A 24,144-nucleotide genomic window follows, 5' to 3' on the forward strand; every position below is an offset into this window, starting at 1 on the left:
CTGCAATATTACGAAATTTTCTGTATCTTTGCAACCGAAATCAAGAGAAAATGGGGAGAAACCCACATTTAAAGAACGAAAAAGGAGAGAAAATCATGAAGATACGGAAACTACTGACCATGTGTCTGCTGGCGACTCTGCCGACGATGGGCTTCGCACAGCAGACGTTTACGATGAACCTGTGGACGGGAAAGGCATCCGAGAAGAGCGTTGACAAGAGCGACACCGCCAAGGTGATGGTGTTCCTGCCCGAGAAAAAGAAGGCTACGGGGCGCGCCGTCGTCATCTGTCCGGGCGGAGGATATGCCGGACTGTCGATGCAGTCGGAAGGAACCGACTGGGCTGAGTTCCTCAACAACATGGGAATTGCTGCCTTCGTGCTGAAATATCGTCTGCCGCACGGCAAACCTGAAGTGCCGATAGCCGATGCCGAAGAGGCGATGAAACTCGTGCGACGCAATGCTGCCGCCTGGGGCATCAACCCCAAAGACGTGGGTATCATGGGCTTCTCGGCAGGGGGACACCTCGCCTCCGTCCTGGCTGTGCACGGCGAAAAGGGAGCGAAGCCCGACTTCCAGATACTCTTCTATCCCGTCATCACCATGATGCAGGAATTTACGCACCAAGGTTCGCACGACAACCTGCTCGGCACGAATGCCAAGAGAAAGAAGGAACAGCAGTATAGCAGCGACATGCACGTCACTCGGGTGACACCGCGCGCACTCATCATGCTGTGCGACGACGACCATGTGGTGCAGCCCTCCAACGGCGTGAACTTCTATACCGAACTCTATCGGCACGACGTGCCCGCGTCCTTGCACGTCTTTCCTGACGGCGGACACGGATGGGGTGCCAAAATAGGATTCAAGTATCACCTCGAGATGATATTCCTGCTCAAGGCGTGGCTCGGCAGCTTCTGATGCTGCTTCGCCGGGAAGAAGGGTTGCTGCGGGTAAATGCAGCGATAAGATTTTTTAACGTTTTTAACACGAAAGCGTTAAAACAGGGGTGTCAAATTAAGGCAACCAAAATCTGAATTCTGGGAAAACGGCGCACGAAAGTTTTGCATATCATTGCCGAAAACATGCAAAAACAACCTCTTCTTGCCCCCGAAGGGAGGCAAAAGTGGCATTTTTACCTTCCCAAAGTGCCCCTCTTGCATCCCGAAAGTTCAACTTTTGTGTCCTGAAAGTTGGTACTTTCGCATTCCAAAAGTTCCACTTTCAGAACCCGGCAAATATACTGAAAAGCTTAAATAGTTGTATTTCAATGAATTAAGAAAATGCAAAATACAGCCACTTTTCATGGAAAAGATTTTTTCATTTCAAAAAAACGCCGTATTTCGAAAGATGCTTTTAACATTTGCAACAATTTAGTTGCATATATGACACTAACTTGTCGGGAATTTTCACAGCACCCTTTCTCGCAGGAAAAGATAACGAAGGGCGAATGAAAAGACAGCTTGCGAAATAAAAACATCGGGGAAGCGTGAGTTGTTGCCGATTTTTTTGTAATTTTGTAACGGAATTATGGGCAGCCATCACTTTTTTGTCGAAAAAATGAAAAAAACACACCGATGCTGTAACTTTTATTCCGCCCAATCGTCATATAAATAGAGAAAAGATGAAAACTGTCAGTTTCCGAAACGATGTGCTGCCGTTGAAAAACGTGCTATACAGGTTCGCCCTGCGCATCACCCTCAACCATGAGGACGCGGAAGACGTCGTGCAGGACACACTGATAAAAGTCTGGAACCGGCGAGAGCGGTGGCAGGAAATAGAGTCGATGGAAGCGTTCTGTCTGACTATCTGCCGAAATCTCGCACTCGACCGCATCAGACGGAAAGACCAGGCGAACACCACGCTCGACGAAACGGAACTCTCCGGACAGCAGGACACCGCATCCGACCCCTACGAGAAGATGCAACTGCGCGACAGAATCGAACAGGTCAGGAAACTCATCGACACGCTGCCCGAGAAACAACGAAGCTGCATGCAGCTGCGCGACTTCGAAGGGAAGCCCTATAAGGAAATAGCCGAAGTGCTCGACATCAGTGAAGAACAGGTGAAAGTGAATATCTTCAGGGCACGGCAGGCAATAAAAACAAAATATCAAGAACTGGAAGGATATGGACTATAAGTATATTGAACAGCTGTTGGAGCGCTATTGGCAGTGCGAGACGACGCTCGAAGAGGAACACATCCTCCGCACATTCTTCAGTCAGAAGGAAGTGCCGGCGGCATTGTTGCCCTACCAGTCACTCTTCGTCTATGAGCAGGAAGAGCGGCAGGAAGAACCGTTGGGCGACGATTTCGACCAGCGCATACTGGCACAGGTGAGCGAAACGGCACCCGTCAAGGCACGCCCACTCACCCTCCGGCGCCGACTCATGCCGCTGTTCAAGGCAGCCGCCGTCGTGGCAATCATACTGACACTCGGCAACGCCATCCAAGTGGCATTCAATATGGAGGACAACGATCCGGCAGTCAACGTGGCAGAAGAACTCAACAAGACCGTTGACGGACCGTCAGTCGCCAAGAGCGACTCTATCAGGATAGACTCCATGCAAGCCATGCAGCCCATCCCGGTGCTCGTAAAATGATTTTTTTCTTTAACTTAAAAATAAAAACATCTGTTTAGTAAAACAACGAAGCTGTGAAGCTTCATCTCTCTCAAATTTTCATAACATACTAACGAAGGAAGAGGCTGTCACCCCGATGCGGGAGACAGCCTCTTCTGATTGATTCGTATAATCACTAAAATCTTCAAAAATCGTCGATTTCATCGGATTTTCTTTATTGTCTTTCGCCGTTCTGTCGGGAATCGTTCTCGTCCTGTTGCCGTTTTCCAAAAAGCACCATCCATCCGTCTTTTCCGTTTTTTTTGAGTAGAGAAAAGAACAGTCCCGGTATGATGATGTAATCCGTGATTAAAAATATCAAAGAGTATGAGCCTATCGTGTAGTTGTCGTTCGTGAATAGTGCTATACATTCAGGCAGACAAATCGCAGCCAGCCAAAGAAAAATTCCAGCCTTTTTTGCCTTCAGAACAAGGATACAGGCGGTCGCAAACAAGATGTGACGGCATATCTCGGGCATGACATCGGCTGCCTTGCCCGCGAAACACGGCGATATGTCATAAACCAGCAGGTGGTATAGGTTGTATATCAGAAAAACATTTAGGAGAAAAACAACTCCTCCATGGTAATTTTTTAATGCTGATTTGTTTAACTGCATAGATATATTATTTGGTCTTCATTGAATATTTCCCCTGCAAAAATCGCCTATTTCATCGAAATTTTCTTTGTTGCCGTTCGCCGTCCTGTCAGGAATTTGTCGCGCTGAAAGACGGTGTCAATGCCCTGTGGATAGGTGTATGCATCCCACTCCGAATGCGACCATCACAGAGACGATTAAGAGCAAGATGCCGAGAACCAATCCACAAATTTTCAGCCCAAGCCGCCAGCTGGTCAACGTTTTCTGTTGACAACCCGTCCAGATGTCTTTTGCCATGCCAACTATCCCGATGAGGAGAATAGGTATGCCAATCCAAATCAATGGTTTCCATGAAAAGAGATTGCCCGCACTTAAAAGGATGTATCCTACAAGAAGTAGTGTGGGGCTACATAAGAGAACTTTTTTCATAATTCTTTGGTTTTTAGATTACTATTTTGCTTGTAAGGAATCGTTCTCGCCCTGTTGCCGTTTCCCAAAAAGAACCTTCCATCCCGATTGTCCGTTTTGTTTCAGGAATAGGAGACAGGCGGGAATCAGCAGATATAAAGCCTTCTTTATGAGAAATTCCACGGAGATAGCTTCTTTATATTCAAATAGGAGAAAGGCAGCTCCATAGGCGATGAAAGGTGTTAACCCCCATAATAAAATCCCTTCAGCCCGTTCTTTCAATATCAATATGCTTCCTCCAATCGTGAGGAAATGCATGAAAAGCTTGCTTGTTGATTCGGCAGATTTAGTGTCTGGCAGATGGAACAATATCCAAGCACTGTCAATTAAATGACTGAAGCTGTAAAACAAAGCCCAGAGGAAAAACAGAAATACAAAGATGTTGTAATCTTGATAGGATTTGCGTAAGAAATTCATGGCTGTCGGAATTTAAATATGTGAATACTTATCTGCAAAGATAAGCAAAATATTTGAAAAAACTCGTTCGGCGTGTACATTTTTACATAATCCAATTGATAAGATGATTAAAGGACCGGTGCTGTTCTTTCCGGCGACTCTCCTACATTGATGTTTTTCATTTTCACTTTCTTTCCTGCTCTGAACCGCCAGATAGCCGTTAGTTTCGCGCGAGTCTTGGGTGACATGTCGGTTCTGAAAATATCATAGTTGCTGCCCACCATCGTTACCTTCTCTTCCTTGTGCAAGACGTTGAGCAGCAGCAGGTTGATGTTTAGGTTTCCTTTTATCAAGTTGCAATATCCCCCCAGGTCGAAGGAGTATGTCCCGTGTTTCGTAAAGCCAAGCTGTTTTTTCTTGGTCTCTGCATAGAAAAATGCTGTCAGCCCTATATGTTTATTGATTTGGAATTGGTTGCTGGTGTCAAACACGATGTGACAGCGGTTCAATGCTTTTCGTCCAGGCATCTTTTCTTCTTCGGTTGTGAGCGACAGGCTTGTATTTGTATTCCAGATACCTATTTTCTCGTTCCAATGTGCGGAAGCCGCAATCTTTTTCCTTTTTCCGACATTCTCCGGTATGGTGTAATATACGTTTTTGTCTGTCTCGCTTTGGTGGGTCATGATGCGTATGATGTTTCTCCACCACTCTGCCCGCAGGGTGAAAGTCCAGTTGGAATTGAGGTGAAAGTTCATTTCAGCCGTGTCAAATGTCGCTTTCTTCAGTGAGAAGTTTCCGATGCTGTAGAAATTCTTGGACACATAGATTGGCTCGGGGTTATAGTATCCATAGTTGGGCATGGAATAATCATGGCGATAGGCTACCGTCAGCCCGCGACCGGTCTGCTGGTTTATCATCCATTGCAGCAGGACGTTAGGGAACAGTCCGTTCTGTCGTGTTCTGTAGACGTTGCCTTTCAGCCTGTCCTCATACTTCAGTCTGCCCCGGTAATAGATAAGTCCCAGGCGGAGATACAGATTCTCGCCGAGAGTTTTGCTGTATTCAATCCATGGGTTGAAGTCGATGCCCTTCAATCTGTATTTCAAGTCGGTAAGTTGGTCCAGGGAAAATATCCGAACGCCTTGGTTGTCGTTGTTGTCATTGAGGAAATTAAGTCTCACTCCAGCTTCTAATTCCTGGCTGTGCTTGAAGGACAGGCTTACCATGGGATGCAGCTGGTGGTAGTTGAAATGCTTCTCTGACGTCTGGTCGCTCCTTTCGTCGTCCGAGAGATAGCTCTTTGTGTTTTTTGACTTGTTCCCCGAGTAGGTATATTTCATGTTCACATAGCTGTCTGTTTTCTTGCCAAGATACTGCCTGTACTGTAGTCCTGCATTATATCCCACGGGTTTCGACTTCGATGCGATGTCAAGAAGAGAGGATTCCGTATGACTGTTCAGTCGCGACCTGAAGTGGTTAAAGTCTATCCCTGTGAAAATGTTCAGGAAGTTCTTTTCCGAGAAATTGTAGGTATAGCTCAGATTCTCTTTTATAAGGAAATCCTTGTTTTTCGTGCGTGTGCTTGTCAGGGAGACGTCATCAGAAGAAACGCTTTTCTGTTCACGTTCAACCAGATACCGTCCATAGCCAGCCGTCAAGCTGCTGAAGAGCGCATGGCGTCCTTGCTTGAAGAATATCGTCGGCGACAAGCCGTTGTCAACAAAGCCATTCTTGTCCATCTGCAGCCTTTCCGTCACCGATCCGAGAAGCCCCACCTAGTCTTTCAGCATGACACGAATGACGCCGCCGCTTGCTTGGCTGCCGTGTCGGGTGGCTGCATGCGGTGAAACAATTACTTTCTTAATCATTGAAGCGGGAATTGCCTGTAGTTCTTTTACAGACGCCCTGCGGTTCTCTATATAGATGATAGTTCCTTCGCGTCCGTATATACTTACACCGCTATCATCAGCCTTCACCCCTTTTACAAAGTTGAGCATCTCAAGCATCGTCTTTGTTTTCGCGATAGGATTGTTAGACAGGTTGACCTCTATTTCCCCATTCCTTTTCATGCGGACATGTTTGGCAACGACCGTCACTTCGTCCAACGTTTTATTCCATGTGATAGTGTCGGATACCGGCGCAATGGAGTCTTTCTCTGTTTGTCCAAAAACTGGGCTGCAGAAAGAAACTAATGTGGCAATAAGCATAATGTTTTTACGGCACTTCATTATATAAGAATTAATTTTGATTATATGCATGTTGTTGTGAAATGTCTGTATAATAAATAATCTACAATCGGTCAATCTCGCTCTGTCCGGCGGTGTTACCTTTGTATCGGGATTTATATGCCTTGATGTTATAGCGGATATTGAGATAGACGCTTTGAGTATAGGAATTGGCATTGTGTCTTCTGATGATGTCGCCATCGTAAATGGTCACAGGTGTTTTGTCTGTTCCAAAAATGTCGTTGGCACCAACTTGAAAACGCCACTGCTTCCAGTTTTTGATGACAGAAGCGTTCAGTGACCATCCGCTTTTCCCTCTGAAAAGGTCTTGTGTTCCAACCGAATACCACAAAAGACTGCAGGTTATCCATGTCTTGGCAGGCAGTGTCAGCATGTTTTTCCATTCCAGGAAAAATCCAGGTCGGTTACCATATCCTCGCCCGTTATAGTTCAAATGCTGTCCATCTATACCAATAGTTGCTGTCGGTTTCCAGAACGAAATGGTTGGAGAATAAACCAGATATGCTAGGATTTGTCCCTTGTTATGGTTTTGAGTTTTGTCAACGATTACAGGCAAGGTTTCGAATAAGGAAGTGGTTCGCAGGAAATAGTCAGAGTAATAATAATAAGTAAACATAAACTGCCAGTCTTTGTATGCTGCAAGGAGTGATATTCCGTGTTCGTAAGAGTTTTTCAATGTTGGATTCCCTTGCATATATACGAAACTGTTGATATATTGTATACCATTTATCAACATACTGTAACTGGGACGACTGATGTCAATGTTATAATTCAGCGATAAGGCGAGTTCGCCCAATTGCGATGACAAAGAAAAGCTGGGCAGAAAGCTATTGTATTTCTTGCAATCGTCCGTCTGCCTAATACCATCACGGAAATAATCATATATTGTACGTTCATATCTTATCCCAGCTTCTACGCCTATGGGACCGAACATTCCCTCATAACTGACAAAGGCGCTAAGATATTTCTGCCGCGCCTTGCTGTCATTATTGGGTATCAGAACTGCAAGGCTGTCGTTTTGTATCAAGTACTTGTTTTTACTCTCCGTATAGGAGTTTTCCGTACCCCAAGTAATCGTCCCAAAAGGGAGTTCGTTGATAATGGCTGCCTTAACGGCATAAACCTTTCCTTCTCCATCCGCATTTGTCATTACAATATTATCCGTCAGCCCTCTATCTTCTGTCTCCAACGAATGTGACTTAGACTGATTTTTTCTATACGTTGCATCTACAGATAAGTGCCAGTGTTTGCTGAACTGATTAGCGTAATAGAGGTACAAACCATGGGAATGACCATTCCCGCCTGTATAGAAATCGGAATGGAACAATTCTTCTTGTACTCCGTTTCTGACAAAATTATCAAGAGGGAGCCATGCTTCTGACTTTATGTTACGGTTGAAAACATATTGTAACCCCAAAGAATGTTCGGGCGAAAATGTATAATTGAATCCTCCAGAAAAACGGGCGCGTTTGTCCCGTCCTTTCTCATTGCCATCCCATCCTTGATAGATGGTCTGTCCTTGGTAGGGAAACGTATAGTTCTCACTCTTTTCGTTTTTCGTTTTCGAGAAATCATGACGCCCGGAAAAGAATACGTCCAGTTTTCCGTGGCGATAGTTCAGGTTGGTAGCCTCATAGTGCGAGAAATAGTCGGACTGGCTGCCGTTGAGCGTTATGGAACCCGCAAGCCCGTCGTTGGGCGGGCGGTTGGTCATAATATGAATGACGGCACGGGTTCCTGACGGATATTTTGCACCGGGATTCATCTCTACCCGTACTTCTTTTATCATATCGCTCTTGATTTCCTGTAACTCGTCTTTGCTCCGCATCTTTCGCCCGTTGATGTAAAACAACGGAGCTCCCTTGCCCAGCACTTGAATATTTTCGTTCGTCCCGTGAATGAACGGCAGTTGCTTGAGTACGTCAATGGCATCGCCCAACTGGCTGTAGACCGTCCCTTCTATTTTTGATATGAGTGTCGCACCCCTCATCTTATACACTGGGCGATGTCCTTTCACCGTCACTTCGTCCAGGAGTTTATCGTCAGCAGCCAGTGGGACGGTCATGTTTTCCGCAGGACGGACAAAGAGGGTCTGATAACCGATGCAACTGACTTTCAGCAATCCTTCTGTATCTGTCGGCGAAAGCGAGAAACGCCCGATGCTGTCCGTCGTACATCCTGCAACAAAAGCGGAATCGCGCAGGTCGAGCAGCACCACATTCGCAAACGCGACGGGCTCGCTTGTCTTTTCGTCAATGACAATACCTTGAATGGATTGGGCACAACAATAGAATATCGCTGCTAACCAAAGGATGGAAATAAGTAGCGTACGTGTCATTCTCATGTTTTTCTAATTGGCTAATTAAACTGAGTGTCGATGCAAATATACTCATTTTTATTGAATATCCAAACATTTTTTGTATATTCTTCGATAAAACTTGCTTAAAAATGCGCGAACAGGTCGCACATAAAAAGTTCGGGATTGATAAAAAATGAGGTAAGCTGAGATGGTGAAACAAAAAAAGAGGCACACATCTCTCACGAGATATGCGCCTCCGAATTTGATTCTACAAACCTGATTTTAATGAATTTTATTACCTGTTGAGATTTGCTGCAAAGGTAAACATTCATTGCTGATGCCGCAAAAATAATCAGCCAACAGCGATTTTTCTTCAACGAACGGCTCGGTTTGTCAGAGTTTGCTTTCGCCCTCGACGTATTCTTCAAGGAAGAGGTGCTCGCCATCGAAGACGGCGTAGGTGAACTGCCATATCCAGTCGCCGAGGATAAGCATCCGTGTCTTTTTGGAGAGCCTCAGGTCGAGTTCGATGTGGCGGTGTCCGTAGATAAAATAATCAATATCGGCATGCTCTTGCATGTATGACTTGCTGAACCTGACGAGGCATTCCTTGTCTTCGCCCAGATAGGTGGGCTCTTTCCCGTCGGGGCGTTTCATGCGACTGTGCTTCGCCCATTTGAGTCCGAACGCCATGCCCCATCTGGGGTGAATGGTACGGAAGAGGAACTGGCACAGGGGATTGTGGAAGATGCGACGGAGAATCTTGAACTTCGTATCGGGGTCGCCGAGTCCGTCGCCGTGGGCGAGGAAGAACACTTTGCCGTTGATTTCGGTTGTGAGTGGCTTGCGGTGGATGATGACGCCGCACTCTTTCTCTAAATAGTCGTAAGCCCAGATGTCGTGGTTGCCTATGAAATAGTGTACTTCGACTCCCATGTCGGTGAGTTCGGAGAGTTTCCCGAGAAACCGTGTAAAGCCTTTCGGCACAACGTTGCGGTATTCGTGCCAGAAGTCGAACATGTCGCCCAGCAGATAGATGGCAGATGCTTTCTCCTTGATGTTGTCAAGGAACCGCACCAGTCTCCGCTCCTGTGTCCGCGGATGTTCGGTGGCAAGTGACCCTAAGTGGGCATCGGCAAGGAAATATGTATTCTTCATTATAATTGAGAATTGATAGTTGATAATGGATAAATATGATTAGTTTTTTTAGGAGCGTGCTATAGCAGTCCCATATTCTTTTTCTTGGTTTTAATGATACTGGTCAGAAGTTTTATGATTTCTATGTTGTCTTGTTCCATTGATTGAAATTCTTTTTCTGTCAAGTAATTCCCGGCATGCAGTTTTTTGAGCCAATAGTGTGTTTCGTCTGCTTCTTTCAGTGCAATATTCAGTTTGTTGATAAAGTCAGGTTCACTCTGCGCGTTGAAACTCTCCGTGACGTTGGCTCCAATGCTCGTCCCGCTCCGAAGGACTTGTTTGGAGAGGACGTTCTCGTTTCGGCAGTTTGTCAGATGCTGATACATCTTAATAATTCTGTCAGAGAAACTGTCTGATTTCAATGCGATTATATTTGTGTTTCGTGGCATCATTGCAGTATAATTAGCGTTGCAGGTTTCAACTGTCAGTCAGAAAGGGCAACTATATTAATGAATTAGTCATTTTATATATGCATTCTTGTCTGTCAGTCAGAAAGAGTAACCATATTTATCAATTGTCATTTATCAATTATCAATTAGTCAAACCCCAGTTCCACCCGTGCTTCTTCCGACATCATGCTGTAGTCCCAGATGGGTTCGAATACGAGGTTGATGTTGGCGTGCTCGATGCTTTCCAGGCTCTCAATCTTCGTCCTTACGTCCTCCATGATGTAGTCGGCTGCCGGACAATTGGGGGCAGTAAGCGTCATATCGACATCCACCGAATGGTCGTCCTTGACGTCAATCTTGTAGATCATGCCGAGATTCCACACATCGACAGGCATCTCGGGGTCGTAAACGGTTTTGAGAACATCTACTATTTGCTCTTCAATTTTTGTTTTCTCTTCTTGGTTCATCGGCTTCTTAGCTATAGTTGACGATAAAGTAAATTTGCATGCAAAGATAGTGGATTTATTGTTTTTTCGGTAAAAATAGATGGTAAAATCAAGAAAAAAGCGTATTTTTGTGGGCGATAACTCAAAATATCAATCATTTAATCGACGAAGAATATGAGAAAAGTATTTGTATTAGCCATGTTGGCTATGGTTGCATTTGCCTTCACGGCGTGCAACAAGACGAAAGCAGTGGAAGAAAGTGCTGAGGATGTGTATGAGAAAGTGAGTCTGGCAGACTTGTTTACCGATGCCGAAGACCAGTATCCGCGCGATCTTGGGTTGTTTGACAATGACGCTTTCAAGGCACGCCTGTGGGAAGTGGCAGGCGACGAGTATGACGAGATTGTGGCAAACTTCAACGTGCAGACACCCGTTGAGGTGGTTGATGGCGTTTATAAGTTCAATGGCGGCAAGACGAATGCGGTGCCAGAATTCAATACGACCATCTATTACGACAGCAAAACCGATAACCTGAACGTCGTGGTGACGCGTAACGATGAGTCGGTGCTCTATGTGGAACCGGAAGGGGAGGAGATAGAGATTCCCGAGGCATTGCTCGAAAATGAAGAATAAACAGGCGGGGTGCTCACGAATGTGGGCACCCTTGTCCTTTTGTCTCTTTTTTTCTTGTCGCGCAGAATCATCAAGGAAAATTTGCAGCATTGGTATTTTCTGCTTATCTTTGCCGAAGATTTTCCAATCAGGGGGCATTAGCTCATCTGGCTAGAGCGTTTGACTGGCAGTCAAAAGGTGGCAGGTTCGAGTCCTGTATGCTCCACGTTTTTTAAAGGTTATAAATACAAAAAGGCGTCATATGACACCTTTTTTGTGCTAAAGACTCTTTAATAGCCTTGAAATGTTATTCTACCTTTTTATGATTTTGTGTACGGTTCCGTTTGCCTGTTTGACAATGAGAATACCCATTGCAGACGCATTTGTCGGCGTTCCGTTGATGGTGTAGAACTGTTCAGGAACAGTGTTCACGTTGTTTTCGTTCAGATGGATGGCAGTCGGTGTGTTGCGCTTGTGTGAGAACATCCATGCTAGCCGCTCACGGGTAAATGCTCCGTCGCATGTGGCGAAATGGTCGCACCCTGTCAGCATATCGTAACGCGCCTCTCCGCCCAGCGTCTGCAGGGAAGTGGCAAACTGTTCAATCTTTTCAGCATCCATGATGTTATCGTTTTCGCCGGCTATAGCATAAACAGGAGTCAGTTTCACTTTCGCTGCTTCCACCATGAGCGGGTTGGCTGCTGCGATACAGGCTGCTGCAAACATCGTGGTGTTGTCATTGAGCATGCGCCATGTGCCACTTCCTCCCATAGAGTAACCTGTTATATATACACGTGTGGAATCAACATCGTTGGATGCAATAAAGTCTTGTAACCAATGTGAAAGCACTTCGGTCATGGGTGTTGTAACGCTGCGGGTGCTCTCATTCCACTGCCGATCTGAAGCACACTGCGGAAGCAGAAAGATGGCTTTTGTGCCATGCACTCGCAGATAGATTTCAACGCTGTCGACAGCAGAAGCACTGAGTTGCGACGTGTTGTTTGTGCCTCGCGCCGTTCCTCCGTGCAGTTGAACGACGAGGATGGATTTTCCATCTTTGTCCTGATTCATGTCCAACTGCCGGAAGGGAAGGGTTATGCCTTCGTAGGTATAACTGTCTGCCTTATAGTAAGCCGTTTTGTCGGGCTGGCAGAAAGCCATTTGCGTGACAATTGAAAGTGCAACGAGTAGGAGAGAGCGTTTCATAATTCTGCGCTTTGTAGTTGTTTTCTGTCTTGAGGCTTGTTTTTCTGTGGACCTTTTTTCTGCACGTTGTGCTTACGCATCATCGTTTTACGTTGTATCTGGCTTTCCACATCGAAGAAGCGATTCACTTGTTTTGGGTCAAGCACTTTTGCTAATTCGTCGATGTACTTGATGCGAATAGCCTGTGCGCGCTGCTGGCGTTCCATTTTACGCTTTGCCATTGTTGCAGCTTCTTCACTGGTCTTAGGCTGTTCGGGCTTTTGTTTCTTGCCCCATGCGGCTTTCATCTCGTCATTGTAGCGACGGTAGATAGGTACGAACTTCGTTTTCTGCTCATCGGTAATGTTAAGTCGGTAAACCAACTCGCGTACTTTGGCGTTGAACATGCGTTCATTCACGTCTTCTTTCTTTTCTTGAGCAGTAGCTGTCATAAAGGTTGCGACAAGCACTGCCAGCATCATCATTCTTTTCATAATTGTTTATTTTAAAGGTTTAATATTCAGGTATTTCTTCCATATCATAGAGATTGAGTGCAAGTACTTCGTCATCGCTCAGCCCGTCAAGGAATTGGTCAATAGGACTGGTGACCTGTTGGTCTGCAAGTAACTGGCGGTCGTTGTTCTTGAAGTGGGTAATCGTTACGCTTAACAGAAAGACTAAAAGGGCAGCAGCGGCAATGACATACAAGTGTTTGTATGTGGCTTTTGGTTTTGTCTGCTTCTGACGGATGGCGTTTTCTGTACATTGGTCAACGAGATTGTCCAAGTATTCGTCACTTTCCGTGTATGGCAACTTCTTTCCGATGTCTTCAAATGTCTTCATAAAGTATGCTCTTTGATATATTGCTTAATTCTTTCCGTAGCGAAATGATAATTCACTTTGAGTGTTCCCACGTTCTTTTTTGTGATTTCCGCAATTTCTTCATAACTCAACTCATCGTAATAGCGCATGTTGAATGCGATTCGTTGTTGGGTAGGCAGTTGGAGGATGGCTTGTTGGAAGATGTTCTCAGCCGAATCGCTGTCAATGGGCTGTTCTGCTTTGAGTTTTGCACAGAGCGTATCTCCAAGTGCATCAATGCTTTGCAGGAATCTTTTTTGTTTTCTGAGATGTTGCAGCGCTTCGTTCGTGGCTATCGTGTACATCCAGGTTGAAAGTTTTCCTTCGCCCTTGAAGCGAGACAGTTGGTTATAGATTTTGATGAAGGTGTTCTGCAAAACGTCTTCAGCATCGTCATGTCCCACAACTATTCGTCGGATGTGCCAGTACAATGCCTTTCCGTATTGCTGTGTCAGCAGTCGGAATCCTGCATCTTTCTGCGAGGAATCGGAGATCATCTCCAATAGTATGTTATCGTCTTGGCTCATCTTCATTTATTAAAATGTGCGGGTATTTTCCACAATGAATACGATAATAGGATGCTTTAACTGGTAAAAAGTTAAAGTTTGCAGGTATTTTTTGTAAAGAAAGATTTGTTTCTCAGAGTTTTCCTTGCTCACGGTAAGAGTAATAGGCGCCATCGGTCACGATAAGGTGGTCGAGAAAGTAGAGGCGCATAGTGTCGCAGGCGCTTTTTATCCGTTGTGTCAGTCGGTTGTCGTCATTACTGGGGCGCAGGTTGTTTGACGGGTGGTTGTGGCAGAAAGCCACGACGGTGGCATTGTGTAGCAGCGCCTCGCGGATGATGATGCGCACATCGACGGCAGTCTCGGTGATGCCTCCGTGCGAGATGCGCTCGGCTTTGATGAGTTTGTAGTTTTGGTTCATCAGCAGAATCCACGCTTCTTCCGTGTCGAGGTCCTGCATTTTCGGATGCATGTATTCATAAATGGCGGATGCTGACCCCAGGCTTTTCCGTTCCTCGGCTTTCTCCGCTTGCCGGCGTTTGCCCAGTTCGCAGGCGGCGAGGATGGTGATAGCCTTTGCCTCGCCGATGCCGTTGTATTGACACAACTCGTGGATGGTGCGCTTGCCCAGCGTGTTGAGTTTGTTGTTGCAGCCGTTGAGTACGCGCTTCATGAGTTCCACTGCCGTCTCTTTCGGACTGCCGGAGCCTATCAGGATGGCGAGCAGTTCGGCGTTGCTCAGCGCTTCAGCACCCAGTCTCATGAGTTTTTCGCGTGGGCGGTCTTCTTCTGCCCACTGGTTGATGCTGAGTTTGTCCGTCATTTGTAGAATGTGTTGTTATAGGCAGAAAATTCGTCTTTCCCTAACACGCAGCGTCGCCACCATGCCTGGAGGAATCCGCAGCCGTAGCCGAACAGTTGGATGAAGGCTGCCGGGATGGAGAGGACGCCCACCCGGAGACATTTGTTGCGGATGGAGGAGTCGATGAAGATGATGGCGCAGAACAGCAGGATGGGTATCCATGGCGCTGCGCAGAGCCAGTACCAGCGGTGCAGGTCGTCGAAGTGCATCAACAGTCTGCCCGCGGCAGAAACCAGAACCAGCAGGATGCAGCCGATGGTGAACACGGCGGGTAGCAGGTGAACGACCTTCAGCGATTCGGGATATTTCTTATACAGGTTGATGCGTGCGATGCCGCTGTTGAACACCTGTCGCCAGAACTTGCGGAAGTCCGTGCGCCGCTTGTGCCACACCCATGCTTCGGGGAACAGCCGGCACGAATGCCCGCCCTTGGAGATGCGGATGGAGAAGTCGATATCCTCGCCGAAGCGCATTTTCGAGAAGCCTCCCAGCTCCCGATAGACGTCGGCGCGTATGCCCATGTTGAACGAGCGGGGATAGAACTTGTCCAGTTTCTTCTTCCCGCCGCGTATGCCGCCTGTCGTGAAAAACGAGGTCATTGAGTAGCTGATGGCTTTCTGTATGTCGGTGAACGACGTGTGGGCGGCATCGGGTCCGCCGAAAGCGTCGCACGGCTCGCGCAGCAACTCGGCATCTACCGCCTCGAGGTAGCCTTCAGGAACCACCACGTCGCTGTCGAGCACAATGAAGTATTCGCCTTTGGCGCGCTCCGCACCATAGTTGCGTGCCTGTCCCGGACCGCCGTTTTCCTTCACGTGGTAGTGCAGGTCGAGGCGGTCGGCATAGCGGTCGCACACCTCCTTGCACGGCGTTTGCGAACCGTCTTCTACGATAATCACCTCGAAATCTTTCATCCGCTGCACGGTGAGGCTCTCTAACAACTCCGCCACCTCGTCGGGACGGTTGTAAACGGGTATGATGAGTGAGTATTTCATCGCTTGCAAAGCATTTGTTTGATATGCAAAGATAGTGAAAAATAAGGGAAGCACAAAGAAAATAATGAGTTTTCACGCAATCTCTTTGGGAAAGAAACAAGGGCGGATATAAAAGACAGCTTCCCTGCATGGAAAAGCGATGCAGGGAAGCTGTCCTTGTATGTGCTGTCTAATGTATATGAGTATTACTCCTTCATGCGCTGCAGGTAGCTGCCGTCGCGGGTGTCCACCTGGATGAGGTCGCCCTCGTTGATGAACAGCGGCACGCGCACTTCCACGCCTGTCTCGAGTGTTGCGGGCTTGGTGGCGTTGGTGGCGGTGTCGCCTTTCACGCCCGGCTCGCTGTGGGTGATGCGCAGGACGGTCTTCACCGGCATTTCGGCGTAGAGGATGGTGTTGGTGTCAGCATCGCTCACCACCTCGACGATGTCGCTCTCCTTCATGTAGTCAACGCCCGTGATGAGGTCTTTCCCGATGGGAATCTGGTCGAAAGTCTCCTGGTTCATGAAGATATAGTCTTCACCCTCCTGGTAGAGATACTGGTAGGAGCGGCGCTCTACGCGGACGTCCTCGAGCGATTCGCCGATGTTGAAGCGTTTTTCCAATACGCGTCCGCTGACCACGTCTTTCAGGGTGGTGCGCATGATGGTGTTACCTTTTCCCGGTTTTACGTGCAGGAAGTCGATGCAGAAGTACAGTTTGCCATCCATGCGGATGCAGGTACCTTTCTTGATGTCTTGTGATTTAATCATTTGTTTTATCTATTTAATTGATGAATAATCTGTGCTTAATCGGTCGTTTTACGGGGCAAAGGTACGTAAAATATGGAAAAAAACATAAAAAGTGTACCTAAATTTCTACTATTTTTTGGTAAATTAAAAAGAAATGACTACTTTTGCAACCCGATTTCGTGTTTTAACAAAGATAATATAACGACAAAAAATAGGATAAAAGATGAAAAGAACATTTCAACCGCACAATCGTCGTCGCGTGAACAAGCATGGTTTCCGCGAGCGTATGGCAACGAAGAATGGTCGCCGTGTGTTGGCTTCACGCCGCGCAAAGGGACGCAAGAAGCTGACTGTTTCTGACGAGCACCACGGCAAATAAGCCGTCTGCCGCAACGATGGGACGATGAAAGACAGAGAAGGGCGAGGCTCTTCTCTGTCTTTTTTTGTGCATGTCTGCGCGGTATTCAGTCTCCAGGCGTTTTGTATTTTTATGCAGTGGGGCAAGAAGAGGTGTTGCTTCGCTAACTGATTGGTTGTCAGTGGTTTGCGGAGTGTCTTCCAAAAGTGCCACTTTTGCACTCCAAAAGGGGAACTTTTAGGAGCTGAAAGGGGAACTTTTGCAAGCTGAAAGTGGCACTTTTGGAAAGGGAAAGTCCAACTGTATATTTATACGCCCATTTCTGTATGTTTATGCAGGGTGGTGGGAGCGTGTGGAAATTGTCGTTTGCAGGAATTGTTTTCCGTTTAATCAAAAAATATTTAATGTTCGCGCACGTTTTATGAGAAAAAACCGTATCTTTGCAAATATTCTGCAGCGGAAGGGTGCGGAAGGGTGGCGAACGTCCCTCCCCCAAGGCTCGGTAACGGCAAGCTGCCGCGCAGGATGGTAAAAATGAAAGGACAATGAACATACAGGAGTTTTTCAGAAAGATGACAAGTGGGCATTTCTGGGGCAATATTCTCGCGATGCTGGCGCTCGTGATACTGTTGTGCCTCGGTGTGAAATACGGAATTGACTGGTACACGAACCACGGCGAGGTGGTCGTGGTGCCGAATGTCCTGCATAAAGATTTCAAGGAGGCGGAAGATATTCTTGACGGGTTGGACCTGAATATCGAAGTGAATGATACGGGTTATGTGAAGTCGCTGCCGCCCAACTGTGTGCTGGAACAGTCGATTGTTGCCGGCGAAAAGGTGAAGCCGGGACGCATCATCTTCGTGACCATCAACGCAACAAGCACGCCGACGATAGCACTGCCCGACGTGATAGACAACAGTTCATACCGCGAGGCGGCAGTCAAGCTGCGCGCCATGGGCTTCAAACTGGGGTCGCCGCAATACATTCCGGGCGAGAAAGACTGGGTGTACGGCATCATTTGCAAAGGGAAACAGCTCAGCACCGGTGCGCGCGTGTCGATTGAAGACGTGCTGACGATACAGGTCGGTGACGGAAGACTCAACGAGAACGACTCCATCAACTACACCGAACCCGAATTCGAATACTACTACGAAGATGAGGAAGAAGAGGAGGAGCCCGTGGAGGTGACGTCGGAAACACCTGCTCCCAGTACGCCTGAGGGCGGTGCGACGACGACAACGGAAAAACCGTCAGCATCGGCAACTAAGCCTGCGACTCCATCAGCTAACAAGCCGTCAGCGCCATCGGCAAACAAGCCTGCGACGCCGTCGGCTAATAAGTCATCAGCGCCCGCCGGCAAACCTGCGCCCGCCAACTAACCGACAGATGCAATGAGTGAGGACGAGTTGATATTATCCGAGATAGGCGAAGACGACGAGCAGCAGCTCTATGAGCATGTGCGGCTCGACGTGGATAAGGGACAGGAGCCGCTGCGCATCGACCGATATATGCAGGAACACCTGCCGCACTCGAGCCGAAACCGTATTCAGAAGGCTGCCGAGGCAGGATTCGTGCACGTCAACGGACAGCCGGTGAAGAGCAATTACAAGGTGCGGGCAGGCGATGTCATCACGCTGATGCTCGACCGTCCGCAGCACGATACGACGATTGTGCCGGAGGAAATACCGCTCGACATCGTTTATGAAGACGACGACCTCATGGTGGTGAACAAACCTGCGGGAATGGTGGTGCACCCGGGATGCGGGAATTTCAGTGGAACGTTGGTCCACGCCGTGGCATGGCACCTGCGGAACTGCCCGACCTACGACCCGAACAATCCGGAAGTGGGGCTCGTGCACCGCATAGACAAGGATACCAGCGGACTGCTTGTCGTGGCAAAGACACCCGAAGCGAAGTCAAACCTCGGCATACAGTTCTTCAACAAAACCAGCCGCCGCTCCTATCAGGCACTTGTGTGGAGCAATTTCGTCGAGGACGAGGGGCGCATCGAAGGCAATATCGCCCGCGACCCGAAAGACCGTCTCAGGATGACGGTGCTGCCGCCCGACTCTGAAATCGGTAAACCTGCCGTCACACACTACCGGGTGTTGGAGCGCTTCGGATATACCACGCTGGTGGAGTGTGTGCTTGAGACGGGACGCACGCATCAGATTCGTGCACACATGCGGCATATCGGGCACCCGATGTTCGGCGACGAGCGCTACGGAGGAATGGAAATATTGCGCGGACAGCGCAGTTCCACCTACAAAGCATTTATTCAGAACTGTTTTAAAATCTGTCCCCGCCAGGCGTTGCATGCACAGACACTCGGATTCACACACCCATCTACGGGCAAGCAGATGGATTTCACCGCCCCGATGCCCGACGACATGCTGCAGCTGATTGCCAAATGGCGCGGATATATTCAGGGACTGACCAACGTGGATGTGGTGGACGGACAACAATAGAACAAGAATAGGAAATAAAAAAATAATTATGAAAGCAATAAAAAGAACTATAGCAATTGTGTGCGGAGGCGATTCTTCGGAGCATGACGTGTCGCTCCGCTCAGCACAAGGACTTTATTCATTCTTCGACAAAGAACGTTATCATGTGCGCATCGTCGATATCAAAGGGACGGATTGGAACGTGAACCTGCCGGACGGGACAACTGCTCCCATCAACCGCCACGATTTCTCCTACGAGGAAGACGGCAAGCGGCAGACCTTCGACTATGCCTACATCACGATACACGGGACGCCGGGAGAGAACGGCATCTTGCAAGGATATTTCGACCTGCTCAATATCCCTTACAGCACGAGCGGCGTGCTCGTCGAGGCAATGACATTCGACAAGTTCGTGCTCATCAACTATCTGCGCTCATTCGGCGTGAGAGTTGCCGAGAGCCTGCTCATTCGTCGGGGACAGGAAGACAAAATCTCGGAGAACGACGTCATGGAGCGCATCGGGATGCCCTGCTTCGTGAAGCCAGCCACGAACGGCAGCTCGTTCGGCGTGTCGAAAGTGAAGAACATCGACCAGTTGGCACCGGCACTGAGAAATGCCATGATGGAGAGCGATACGGTCATGGTAGAGCAATTCCTCGATGGAACCGAAATCACCGTCGGATGCTATAAGACACGCGCAAAGAGCGTCGTGTTCCCCGTGACCGAGGTGGTGACCAAGAACGAATTCTTCGATTATGACGCCAAATACAACGGACAGGTGGATGAAATCACGCCGGCACGCATTCCCGACGAGTTGGCTAAACGCGCCCAAGACCTTACGTCAGCCATCTACGATATCCTCCACTGCAATGGAATTATCCGTGTCGATTATATCATTACGCGCGGCAGTGACGGGCACGATAAACTCAATATGCTCGAAGTGAACACAACGCCGGGCATGACGGCAACGAGCTTCATCCCGCAGCAAGTGGCAGCGGCGGGCTTGAATATTACCGACGTGCTGACCGAAATCGTAGAAAACCAGTTCTAAGTGGACCATAGACAGATGCAGAAAGATTCGTTCCGAGAAAAGTTGCAGCGCTTTGACGCAATCCGCCCGTTCACTCCTGAGGAACTGCCGCAGGTGTATGAGCGGCTGCTTGCCGACCAGCAGTTCAGGAAGGTGGTTGCCGTCGTCATGCCGGAACTTACGTTCGAACAGTTTGCTGAGCGCATGAGGGGATGTCGGACAAACCTTGAGTTCCAAAAAGTTTTCTGTTACGGCTTTCTCGAAAAACTGCTTGCAGAAGCAAGTAAAGGATGCACGATAAACACAGCGAGCATCGACACGGACAAGCGATATACTTTCGTGTCCAATCACCGCGACATCGTCCTTGACTCGGCTTTGCTCGACAAACTGCTCATAGATGCAGGTTTCGGGACGACATGTGAAATAGCCATTGGCGACAACCTGCTCGCACTGCCGTGGGTGAAAGACCTTGTGAGGGTCAATAAGTCGTTCATCGTCGAGCGCTCGCTGCCACCCAAGGAGATGCTTGCCGCAAGCCGACTGCTTGCCGAATATATGCACTTCGTCATCAGTGAGAAAAATGATAACGTGTGGATTGCGCAACGGGAAGGACGGGCAAAAGATTCCGACGACCGAACGCAGCCCTCAATCCTCAAAATGATGGCGATGGGAGGCGAAGGAACACCGCTCGAAAGGCTGAGGCAACTGCATATCGTGCCGCTCGCCATCAGCTACGAATACGACCCATGCGATATCCTCAAGGCGAAGGAGTTCCAGTGCAAGCGGGATAATCCTGCGTGGAAAAAGACGGCGCAGGACGATATAGACAGCATGCGCACGGGAATCATGGGCTACAAAGGGGAAATCCATTATCATTGTGCACCATGTATCGACGGTTGGCTCGACACGTTGAGTGCTGATATGCCGAAAAATGACCTTTTTGAAGCGGTGGCGCGACACATCGACAGGGAGATTCACCGCAACTACCGGTTGTTCAGGTCGAACTTCATCGCAGCCGACCTGCTCTTGGGAGAGCAACGGTTCGCCACCCACTATTCTCCGGAAGAACGGGCAGCATTCCTGCATGGCTACATCAATCCGCGCATCGACCAGATACAAATACCGCAGAAAGACGAAAACTTCCTGCGCGAACGCATGATGACCATGTATGCGAATCCATTGTTGAACCACTTGAAGGCAGAAAAAGAATGAAAAGAATAGCATGGGTCATCCTCACTATTGCAGCATTTCTCACCGCATGTACAAATGACGGATATGAAACAGGTGACGGAAAATTCTCTTTCCTCACAAGCGACTTCGTGGAAGTGTTTTCCAATAGCCAGTCCATGCTTACACACGCAATAGACGACAACGATAAGGACATCCTCTTCAAAACTCCCCAGTCATGTTCATGGGCGGAGACAGCCGACTCAACGTACAGGGCTCTCTTGTACTACAACGTGACGGAAGGGGAACAGGCGGTCGAGGTCTATACCATCTCGCCCGTGCCGGTTCTGAGGCAGCGCAATGCGACAGATGTCAGCGAAATCCATACAGACCCGTTGTTTGTTAGGTCGGCATGGATAGGTAAAAACAGAAAATATCTCAACCTCGGAATCGGCGTAAAGTCAGGAACGACGGAAGACCCGAGCGAGAACCTCAAGCAGACAATCGGCATCGTATGCGACGAGGTGATAACCCGTAGCGACGGCAATAAGACTCATCGTCTCAGACTCTTACACAACCAGAACGGCGTTCCCGAATATTACACCAACTGGCTCTATGTAAGCGTACCGCTCGATGGCATCGGAGAGAACGACGAGATAGAACTTACGGTCAATACCTATCAAGGTGAACAGACCATCAGGCGGTAGCCTTCCCACACTTTCTCCCTTTCTCCTTTTCTTCTTTCGCGCGCGTTATATATAATAATGTGTTTTTTTCGTTTTATTTCCTTTTTTCCCTGTCGTTGTTCCTTCCTTTCATTATTTTTTTTATTTTTCCGAAAAAAAGTCTGCAAAAAGTTTGCTGTTTCGGAAAATAGTGTTACCTTTGCACTCGCTTTCGCCCATTTTGGGGCGTCAGCCTTCCGGTTTTCCCGGTTGCACGGAAAGAGTTCTTTGAAAGTTTTCCATAGACGAGGAAGTAGTACGGGACGTCCCTTTGTTTTTTTGCACTGGAGACGTTGTGACGAACCGTCAATTCATCCGCCCCTTTGTGGGGCGGTCCGATACTACCGGACAGGCGTTCTGAGACAGATTATTCGGTGCGCGCTTGTTTCCCTTCCCGCTTTTCCTTTTGTGGGTCTTGCGGTCTTTTGGGGATATGGCGTGTCATCGTCGATATTTTTTTTACAATGTAGAGTTTGATCCTGGCTCAGGATGAACGCTAGCTACAGGCTTAACACATGCAAGTCGAGGGGCAGCATGACGAGAGCTTGCTCTTGTTGATGGCGACCGGCGCACGGGTGCGTAACGCGTATCCAACCTTCCCCCTGCCAGGGAACAGCCCGTTGAAAGACGGATTAATGCCCTATGTTGTGCGAAGATGGCATCAGATTTGCACGAAAGATTTGATCGGCATGGGATGGGGATGCGTAGGATTAGGTAGTCGGCGGGGTAACGGCCCACCGAGCCGTCGATCCTTAGGGGTTCTGAGAGGAAGGTCCCCCACACTGGTACTGAGACACGGACCAGACTCCTACGGGAGGCAGCAGTGAGGAATATTGGTCAATGGGCGTAAGCCTGAACCAGCCAAGTAGCGTGCAGGATGACGGCCCTATGGGTTGTAAACTGCTTTTATAGGGGGATAAAGTGAGGTATGCATACCTTTTTGCATGTACCCTATGAATAAGGACCGGCTAATTCCGTGCCAGCAGCCGCGGTAATACGGAAGGTCCGGGCGTTATCCGGATTTATTGGGTTTAAAGGGAGCGTAGGCTGGATGCTAAGCGTGACGTGAAATGCCGTGGCTCAACCATGGCACTGCGTCGCGAACTGGTGTTCTTGAGTATGCAGGAGGCAGGCGGAATTCGTGGTGTAGCGGTGAAATGCTTAGATATCACGAGGAACTCCGATTGCGAAGGCAGCTTGCTGCTGCTTTACTGACGCTGAAGCTCGAAGGCGCGGGTATCGAACAGGATTAGATACCCTGGTAGTCCGCGCGGTAAACGATGGATGCCCGCTGTTTGCCATTTATTGGTGAGCGGCCAAGCGAAAGCGTTAAGCATCCCACCTGGGGAGTACGCCGGCAACGGTGAAACTCAAAGGAATTGACGGGGGCCCGCACAAGCGGAGGAACATGTGGTTTAATTCGATGATACGCGAGGAACCTTACCCGGGCTTGAACTGCAGCAGAACGATTCAGAGATGATGAGGTCCTTCGGGACTGCTGTGGAGGTGCTGCATGGTTGTCGTCAGCTCGTGCCGTGAGGTGTCGGCTTAAGTGCCATAACGAGCGCAACCCCTTTCCATAGTTGCCATCAGGTTATGCTGGGCACTCTGTGGATACTGCCGCCGCAAGGTGGAGGAGGGTGGGGATGACGTCAAATCAGCACGGCCCTTACGTCCGGGGCTACACACGTGTTACAATGGGCGGTACAGCGAGTTGGTGTCTGGTGACAGTCATCTAATCCTGAAAGCCGTTCCCAGTTCGGATCGGGGTCTGCAACCCGACCCCGTGAAGCTGGATTCGCTAGTAATCGCGCATCAGCCATGGCGCGGTGAATACGTTCCCGGGCCTTGTACACACCGCCCGTCAAGCCATGAAAGCCGGGGGCGCCTGAAGTCCGTGACCGCGAGGGTCGGCCTAGGGTGAAACCGGTGATTGGGGCTAAGTCGTAACAAGGTAGCCGTACCGGAAGGTGCGGCTGGAACACCTCCTTTCTGGAGATGGATGCCTG

At 48.6% G+C, this 24,144-nt stretch carries 25 protein-coding genes, 1 tRNA gene and 1 rRNA gene; 12 read left to right on the forward strand and 15 right to left on the reverse strand.

Annotated features, from left to right (window positions below; genetic code table 11):
* The first annotated feature begins 95 nt into the window (after positions 1 to 95).
* The 3 genes from GRF55_RS01195 (at position 96) to GRF55_RS01205 (ending at position 2,602) form a co-directional block, all read left to right on the forward strand.
* Positions 96 to 920, forward strand: a complete 825-nt coding sequence (locus GRF55_RS01195; protein ID WP_220368756.1) for an alpha/beta hydrolase — start codon at positions 96 to 98, stop codon at positions 918 to 920.
* 703 nt (positions 921 to 1,623) lie between these two features.
* Complete coding sequence (locus GRF55_RS01200; RefSeq protein WP_220368757.1) at positions 1,624 to 2,139, forward strand: RNA polymerase sigma factor; 516 nt, start codon at positions 1,624 to 1,626, stop codon at positions 2,137 to 2,139.
* Positions 2,129 to 2,602: a pyruvate ferredoxin oxidoreductase gene (locus tag GRF55_RS01205; protein WP_220368758.1), complete on the forward strand. Its 474-nt coding sequence runs from the start codon at positions 2,129 to 2,131 to the stop codon at positions 2,600 to 2,602. The genes GRF55_RS01200 and GRF55_RS01205 overlap by 11 nt, the downstream gene beginning before the upstream one ends.
* A gap of 193 nt (positions 2,603 to 2,795) precedes the next feature.
* On the opposite strand, the gene GRF55_RS01210 is transcribed toward GRF55_RS01205, so the two are convergent.
* The 8 genes from GRF55_RS01210 to GRF55_RS01245 all read right to left on the reverse strand — a co-directional run bounded on the left by GRF55_RS01210 (position 2,796) and on the right by GRF55_RS01245 (position 10,677).
* On the reverse strand, positions 2,796 to 3,236 hold the full coding sequence (locus GRF55_RS01210) for a hypothetical protein (RefSeq protein ID WP_220368759.1): 441 nt from the start codon (positions 3,234 to 3,236) through the stop codon (positions 2,796 to 2,798).
* Between the two features lie 429 nt (positions 3,237 to 3,665).
* Positions 3,666 to 4,100: a hypothetical protein gene (locus GRF55_RS01215; protein WP_220368760.1), complete on the reverse strand. Its 435-nt coding sequence runs from the start codon at positions 4,098 to 4,100 to the stop codon at positions 3,666 to 3,668.
* Between the two features lie 107 nt (positions 4,101 to 4,207).
* Positions 4,208 to 5,854, reverse strand: coding sequence for an outer membrane beta-barrel protein (locus GRF55_RS01220; RefSeq protein ID WP_220368761.1), 1,647 nt, complete (start codon positions 5,852 to 5,854; stop codon positions 4,208 to 4,210).
* The gene (locus GRF55_RS01225; protein WP_220368762.1) at positions 5,855 to 6,184 is read right to left on the reverse strand and encodes a hypothetical protein; all 330 of its coding nucleotides are present in this window, start codon (positions 6,182 to 6,184) and stop codon (positions 5,855 to 5,857) included. It abuts the gene before it with no gap.
* Positions 6,185 to 6,368: 184 nt separating this feature from the next.
* Positions 6,369 to 8,669, reverse strand: a complete 2,301-nt coding sequence (locus tag GRF55_RS01230; RefSeq protein ID WP_220368763.1) for an outer membrane beta-barrel protein — start codon at positions 8,667 to 8,669, stop codon at positions 6,369 to 6,371.
* A 348-nt stretch (positions 8,670 to 9,017) separates the two neighbouring features.
* Positions 9,018 to 9,782: a UDP-2,3-diacylglucosamine diphosphatase gene (locus tag GRF55_RS01235; RefSeq protein ID WP_220368764.1), complete on the reverse strand. Its 765-nt coding sequence runs from the start codon at positions 9,780 to 9,782 to the stop codon at positions 9,018 to 9,020.
* A gap of 59 nt (positions 9,783 to 9,841) precedes the next feature.
* On the reverse strand, positions 9,842 to 10,213 hold the full coding sequence (locus GRF55_RS01240) for a four helix bundle protein (RefSeq protein WP_220368765.1): 372 nt from the start codon (positions 10,211 to 10,213) through the stop codon (positions 9,842 to 9,844).
* 143 nt (positions 10,214 to 10,356) lie between these two features.
* The gene (locus tag GRF55_RS01245) at positions 10,357 to 10,677 is read right to left on the reverse strand and encodes a metal-sulfur cluster assembly factor (protein WP_220368766.1); all 321 of its coding nucleotides are present in this window, start codon (positions 10,675 to 10,677) and stop codon (positions 10,357 to 10,359) included.
* Between the two features lie 153 nt (positions 10,678 to 10,830).
* Here GRF55_RS01245 and GRF55_RS01250 point away from each other — a divergent pair, with 153 nt between their 5' ends.
* Both GRF55_RS01250 and GRF55_RS01255 read left to right on the forward strand, forming a co-directional pair.
* Positions 10,831 to 11,289 (forward strand): hypothetical protein, encoded by a 459-nt coding sequence (locus GRF55_RS01250; protein ID WP_220368767.1) that lies wholly within the window; start codon positions 10,831 to 10,833, stop codon positions 11,287 to 11,289.
* A 131-nt stretch (positions 11,290 to 11,420) separates the two neighbouring features.
* Positions 11,421 to 11,494 (forward strand) — tRNA-Ala (locus tag GRF55_RS01255).
* Between the two features lie 86 nt (positions 11,495 to 11,580).
* Here the strand turns inward: GRF55_RS01255 and GRF55_RS01260 are convergent.
* The 7 genes from GRF55_RS01260 to efp form a co-directional block, all read right to left on the reverse strand.
* Positions 11,581 to 12,474 (reverse strand): dienelactone hydrolase family protein, encoded by an 894-nt coding sequence (locus tag GRF55_RS01260; protein WP_220368768.1) that lies wholly within the window; start codon positions 12,472 to 12,474, stop codon positions 11,581 to 11,583.
* Positions 12,471 to 12,947, reverse strand: coding sequence for a Spy/CpxP family protein refolding chaperone (locus tag GRF55_RS01265; RefSeq protein ID WP_220368769.1), 477 nt, complete (start codon positions 12,945 to 12,947; stop codon positions 12,471 to 12,473). Before GRF55_RS01265 ends, GRF55_RS01260 begins: the two co-directional genes overlap by 4 nt.
* Positions 12,948 to 12,966: 19 nt before the next feature.
* Positions 12,967 to 13,296 (reverse strand): hypothetical protein, encoded by a 330-nt coding sequence (locus GRF55_RS01270; protein WP_220368770.1) that lies wholly within the window; start codon positions 13,294 to 13,296, stop codon positions 12,967 to 12,969.
* A complete protein-coding gene (locus GRF55_RS01275; RefSeq protein ID WP_255563810.1) occupies positions 13,293 to 13,841 on the reverse strand; it encodes an RNA polymerase sigma factor in 549 nt (182 codons plus the stop codon). The genes GRF55_RS01270 and GRF55_RS01275 overlap by 4 nt, the downstream gene beginning before the upstream one ends.
* 112 nt (positions 13,842 to 13,953) lie before the next feature.
* Complete coding sequence (gene radC, locus GRF55_RS01280) at positions 13,954 to 14,643, reverse strand: DNA repair protein RadC (RefSeq protein WP_220368771.1); 690 nt, start codon at positions 14,641 to 14,643, stop codon at positions 13,954 to 13,956.
* The gene (locus GRF55_RS01285; protein WP_220368772.1) at positions 14,640 to 15,677 is read right to left on the reverse strand and encodes a glycosyltransferase family 2 protein; all 1,038 of its coding nucleotides are present in this window, start codon (positions 15,675 to 15,677) and stop codon (positions 14,640 to 14,642) included. The genes radC and GRF55_RS01285 overlap by 4 nt, the downstream gene beginning before the upstream one ends.
* Positions 15,678 to 15,862: 185 nt before the next feature.
* Positions 15,863 to 16,429, reverse strand: a complete 567-nt coding sequence (gene efp / locus GRF55_RS01290; protein ID WP_220368773.1) for an elongation factor P — start codon at positions 16,427 to 16,429, stop codon at positions 15,863 to 15,865.
* Positions 16,430 to 16,631: 202 nt separating this feature from the next.
* Between efp and rpmH the strand changes: the two genes are divergently transcribed.
* The 7 genes from rpmH to GRF55_RS01325 all read left to right on the forward strand — a co-directional run bounded on the left by rpmH (position 16,632) and on the right by GRF55_RS01325 (position 24,127).
* A complete protein-coding gene (rpmH, locus tag GRF55_RS01295) occupies positions 16,632 to 16,787 on the forward strand; it encodes a 50S ribosomal protein L34 (protein ID WP_004336902.1) in 156 nt (51 codons plus the stop codon).
* A gap of 524 nt (positions 16,788 to 17,311) precedes the next feature.
* Positions 17,312 to 18,145 carry a PASTA domain-containing protein gene (locus GRF55_RS01300; protein ID WP_220368774.1) on the forward strand — a complete coding sequence of 278 codons (834 nt, stop codon included), beginning with the start codon at positions 17,312 to 17,314 and terminating at the stop codon, positions 18,143 to 18,145.
* A 12-nt stretch (positions 18,146 to 18,157) separates the two neighbouring features.
* Complete coding sequence (locus tag GRF55_RS01305) at positions 18,158 to 19,234, forward strand: RluA family pseudouridine synthase (protein ID WP_220368775.1); 1,077 nt, start codon at positions 18,158 to 18,160, stop codon at positions 19,232 to 19,234.
* 28 nt (positions 19,235 to 19,262) lie between these two features.
* Positions 19,263 to 20,264: a D-alanine--D-alanine ligase gene (locus GRF55_RS01310; RefSeq protein ID WP_220368776.1), complete on the forward strand. Its 1,002-nt coding sequence runs from the start codon at positions 19,263 to 19,265 to the stop codon at positions 20,262 to 20,264.
* 15 nt (positions 20,265 to 20,279) lie between these two features.
* Positions 20,280 to 21,455, forward strand: coding sequence for a 1-acyl-sn-glycerol-3-phosphate acyltransferase (locus GRF55_RS01315; RefSeq protein WP_220368777.1), 1,176 nt, complete (start codon positions 20,280 to 20,282; stop codon positions 21,453 to 21,455).
* Positions 21,452 to 22,117, forward strand: a complete 666-nt coding sequence (locus GRF55_RS01320; protein ID WP_220368778.1) for a NigD-like C-terminal domain-containing protein — start codon at positions 21,452 to 21,454, stop codon at positions 22,115 to 22,117. The genes GRF55_RS01315 and GRF55_RS01320 overlap by 4 nt, the downstream gene beginning before the upstream one ends.
* Before the next feature lie 479 nt (positions 22,118 to 22,596).
* Positions 22,597 to 24,127 (forward strand): 16S ribosomal RNA (locus GRF55_RS01325).
* Positions 24,128 to 24,144 lie beyond the last annotated feature (17 nt).

It is taken from the genome of Prevotella sp. Rep29 (assembly GCF_019551475.1).
Lineage (GTDB): Bacteria > Bacteroidota > Bacteroidia > Bacteroidales > Bacteroidaceae > Prevotella.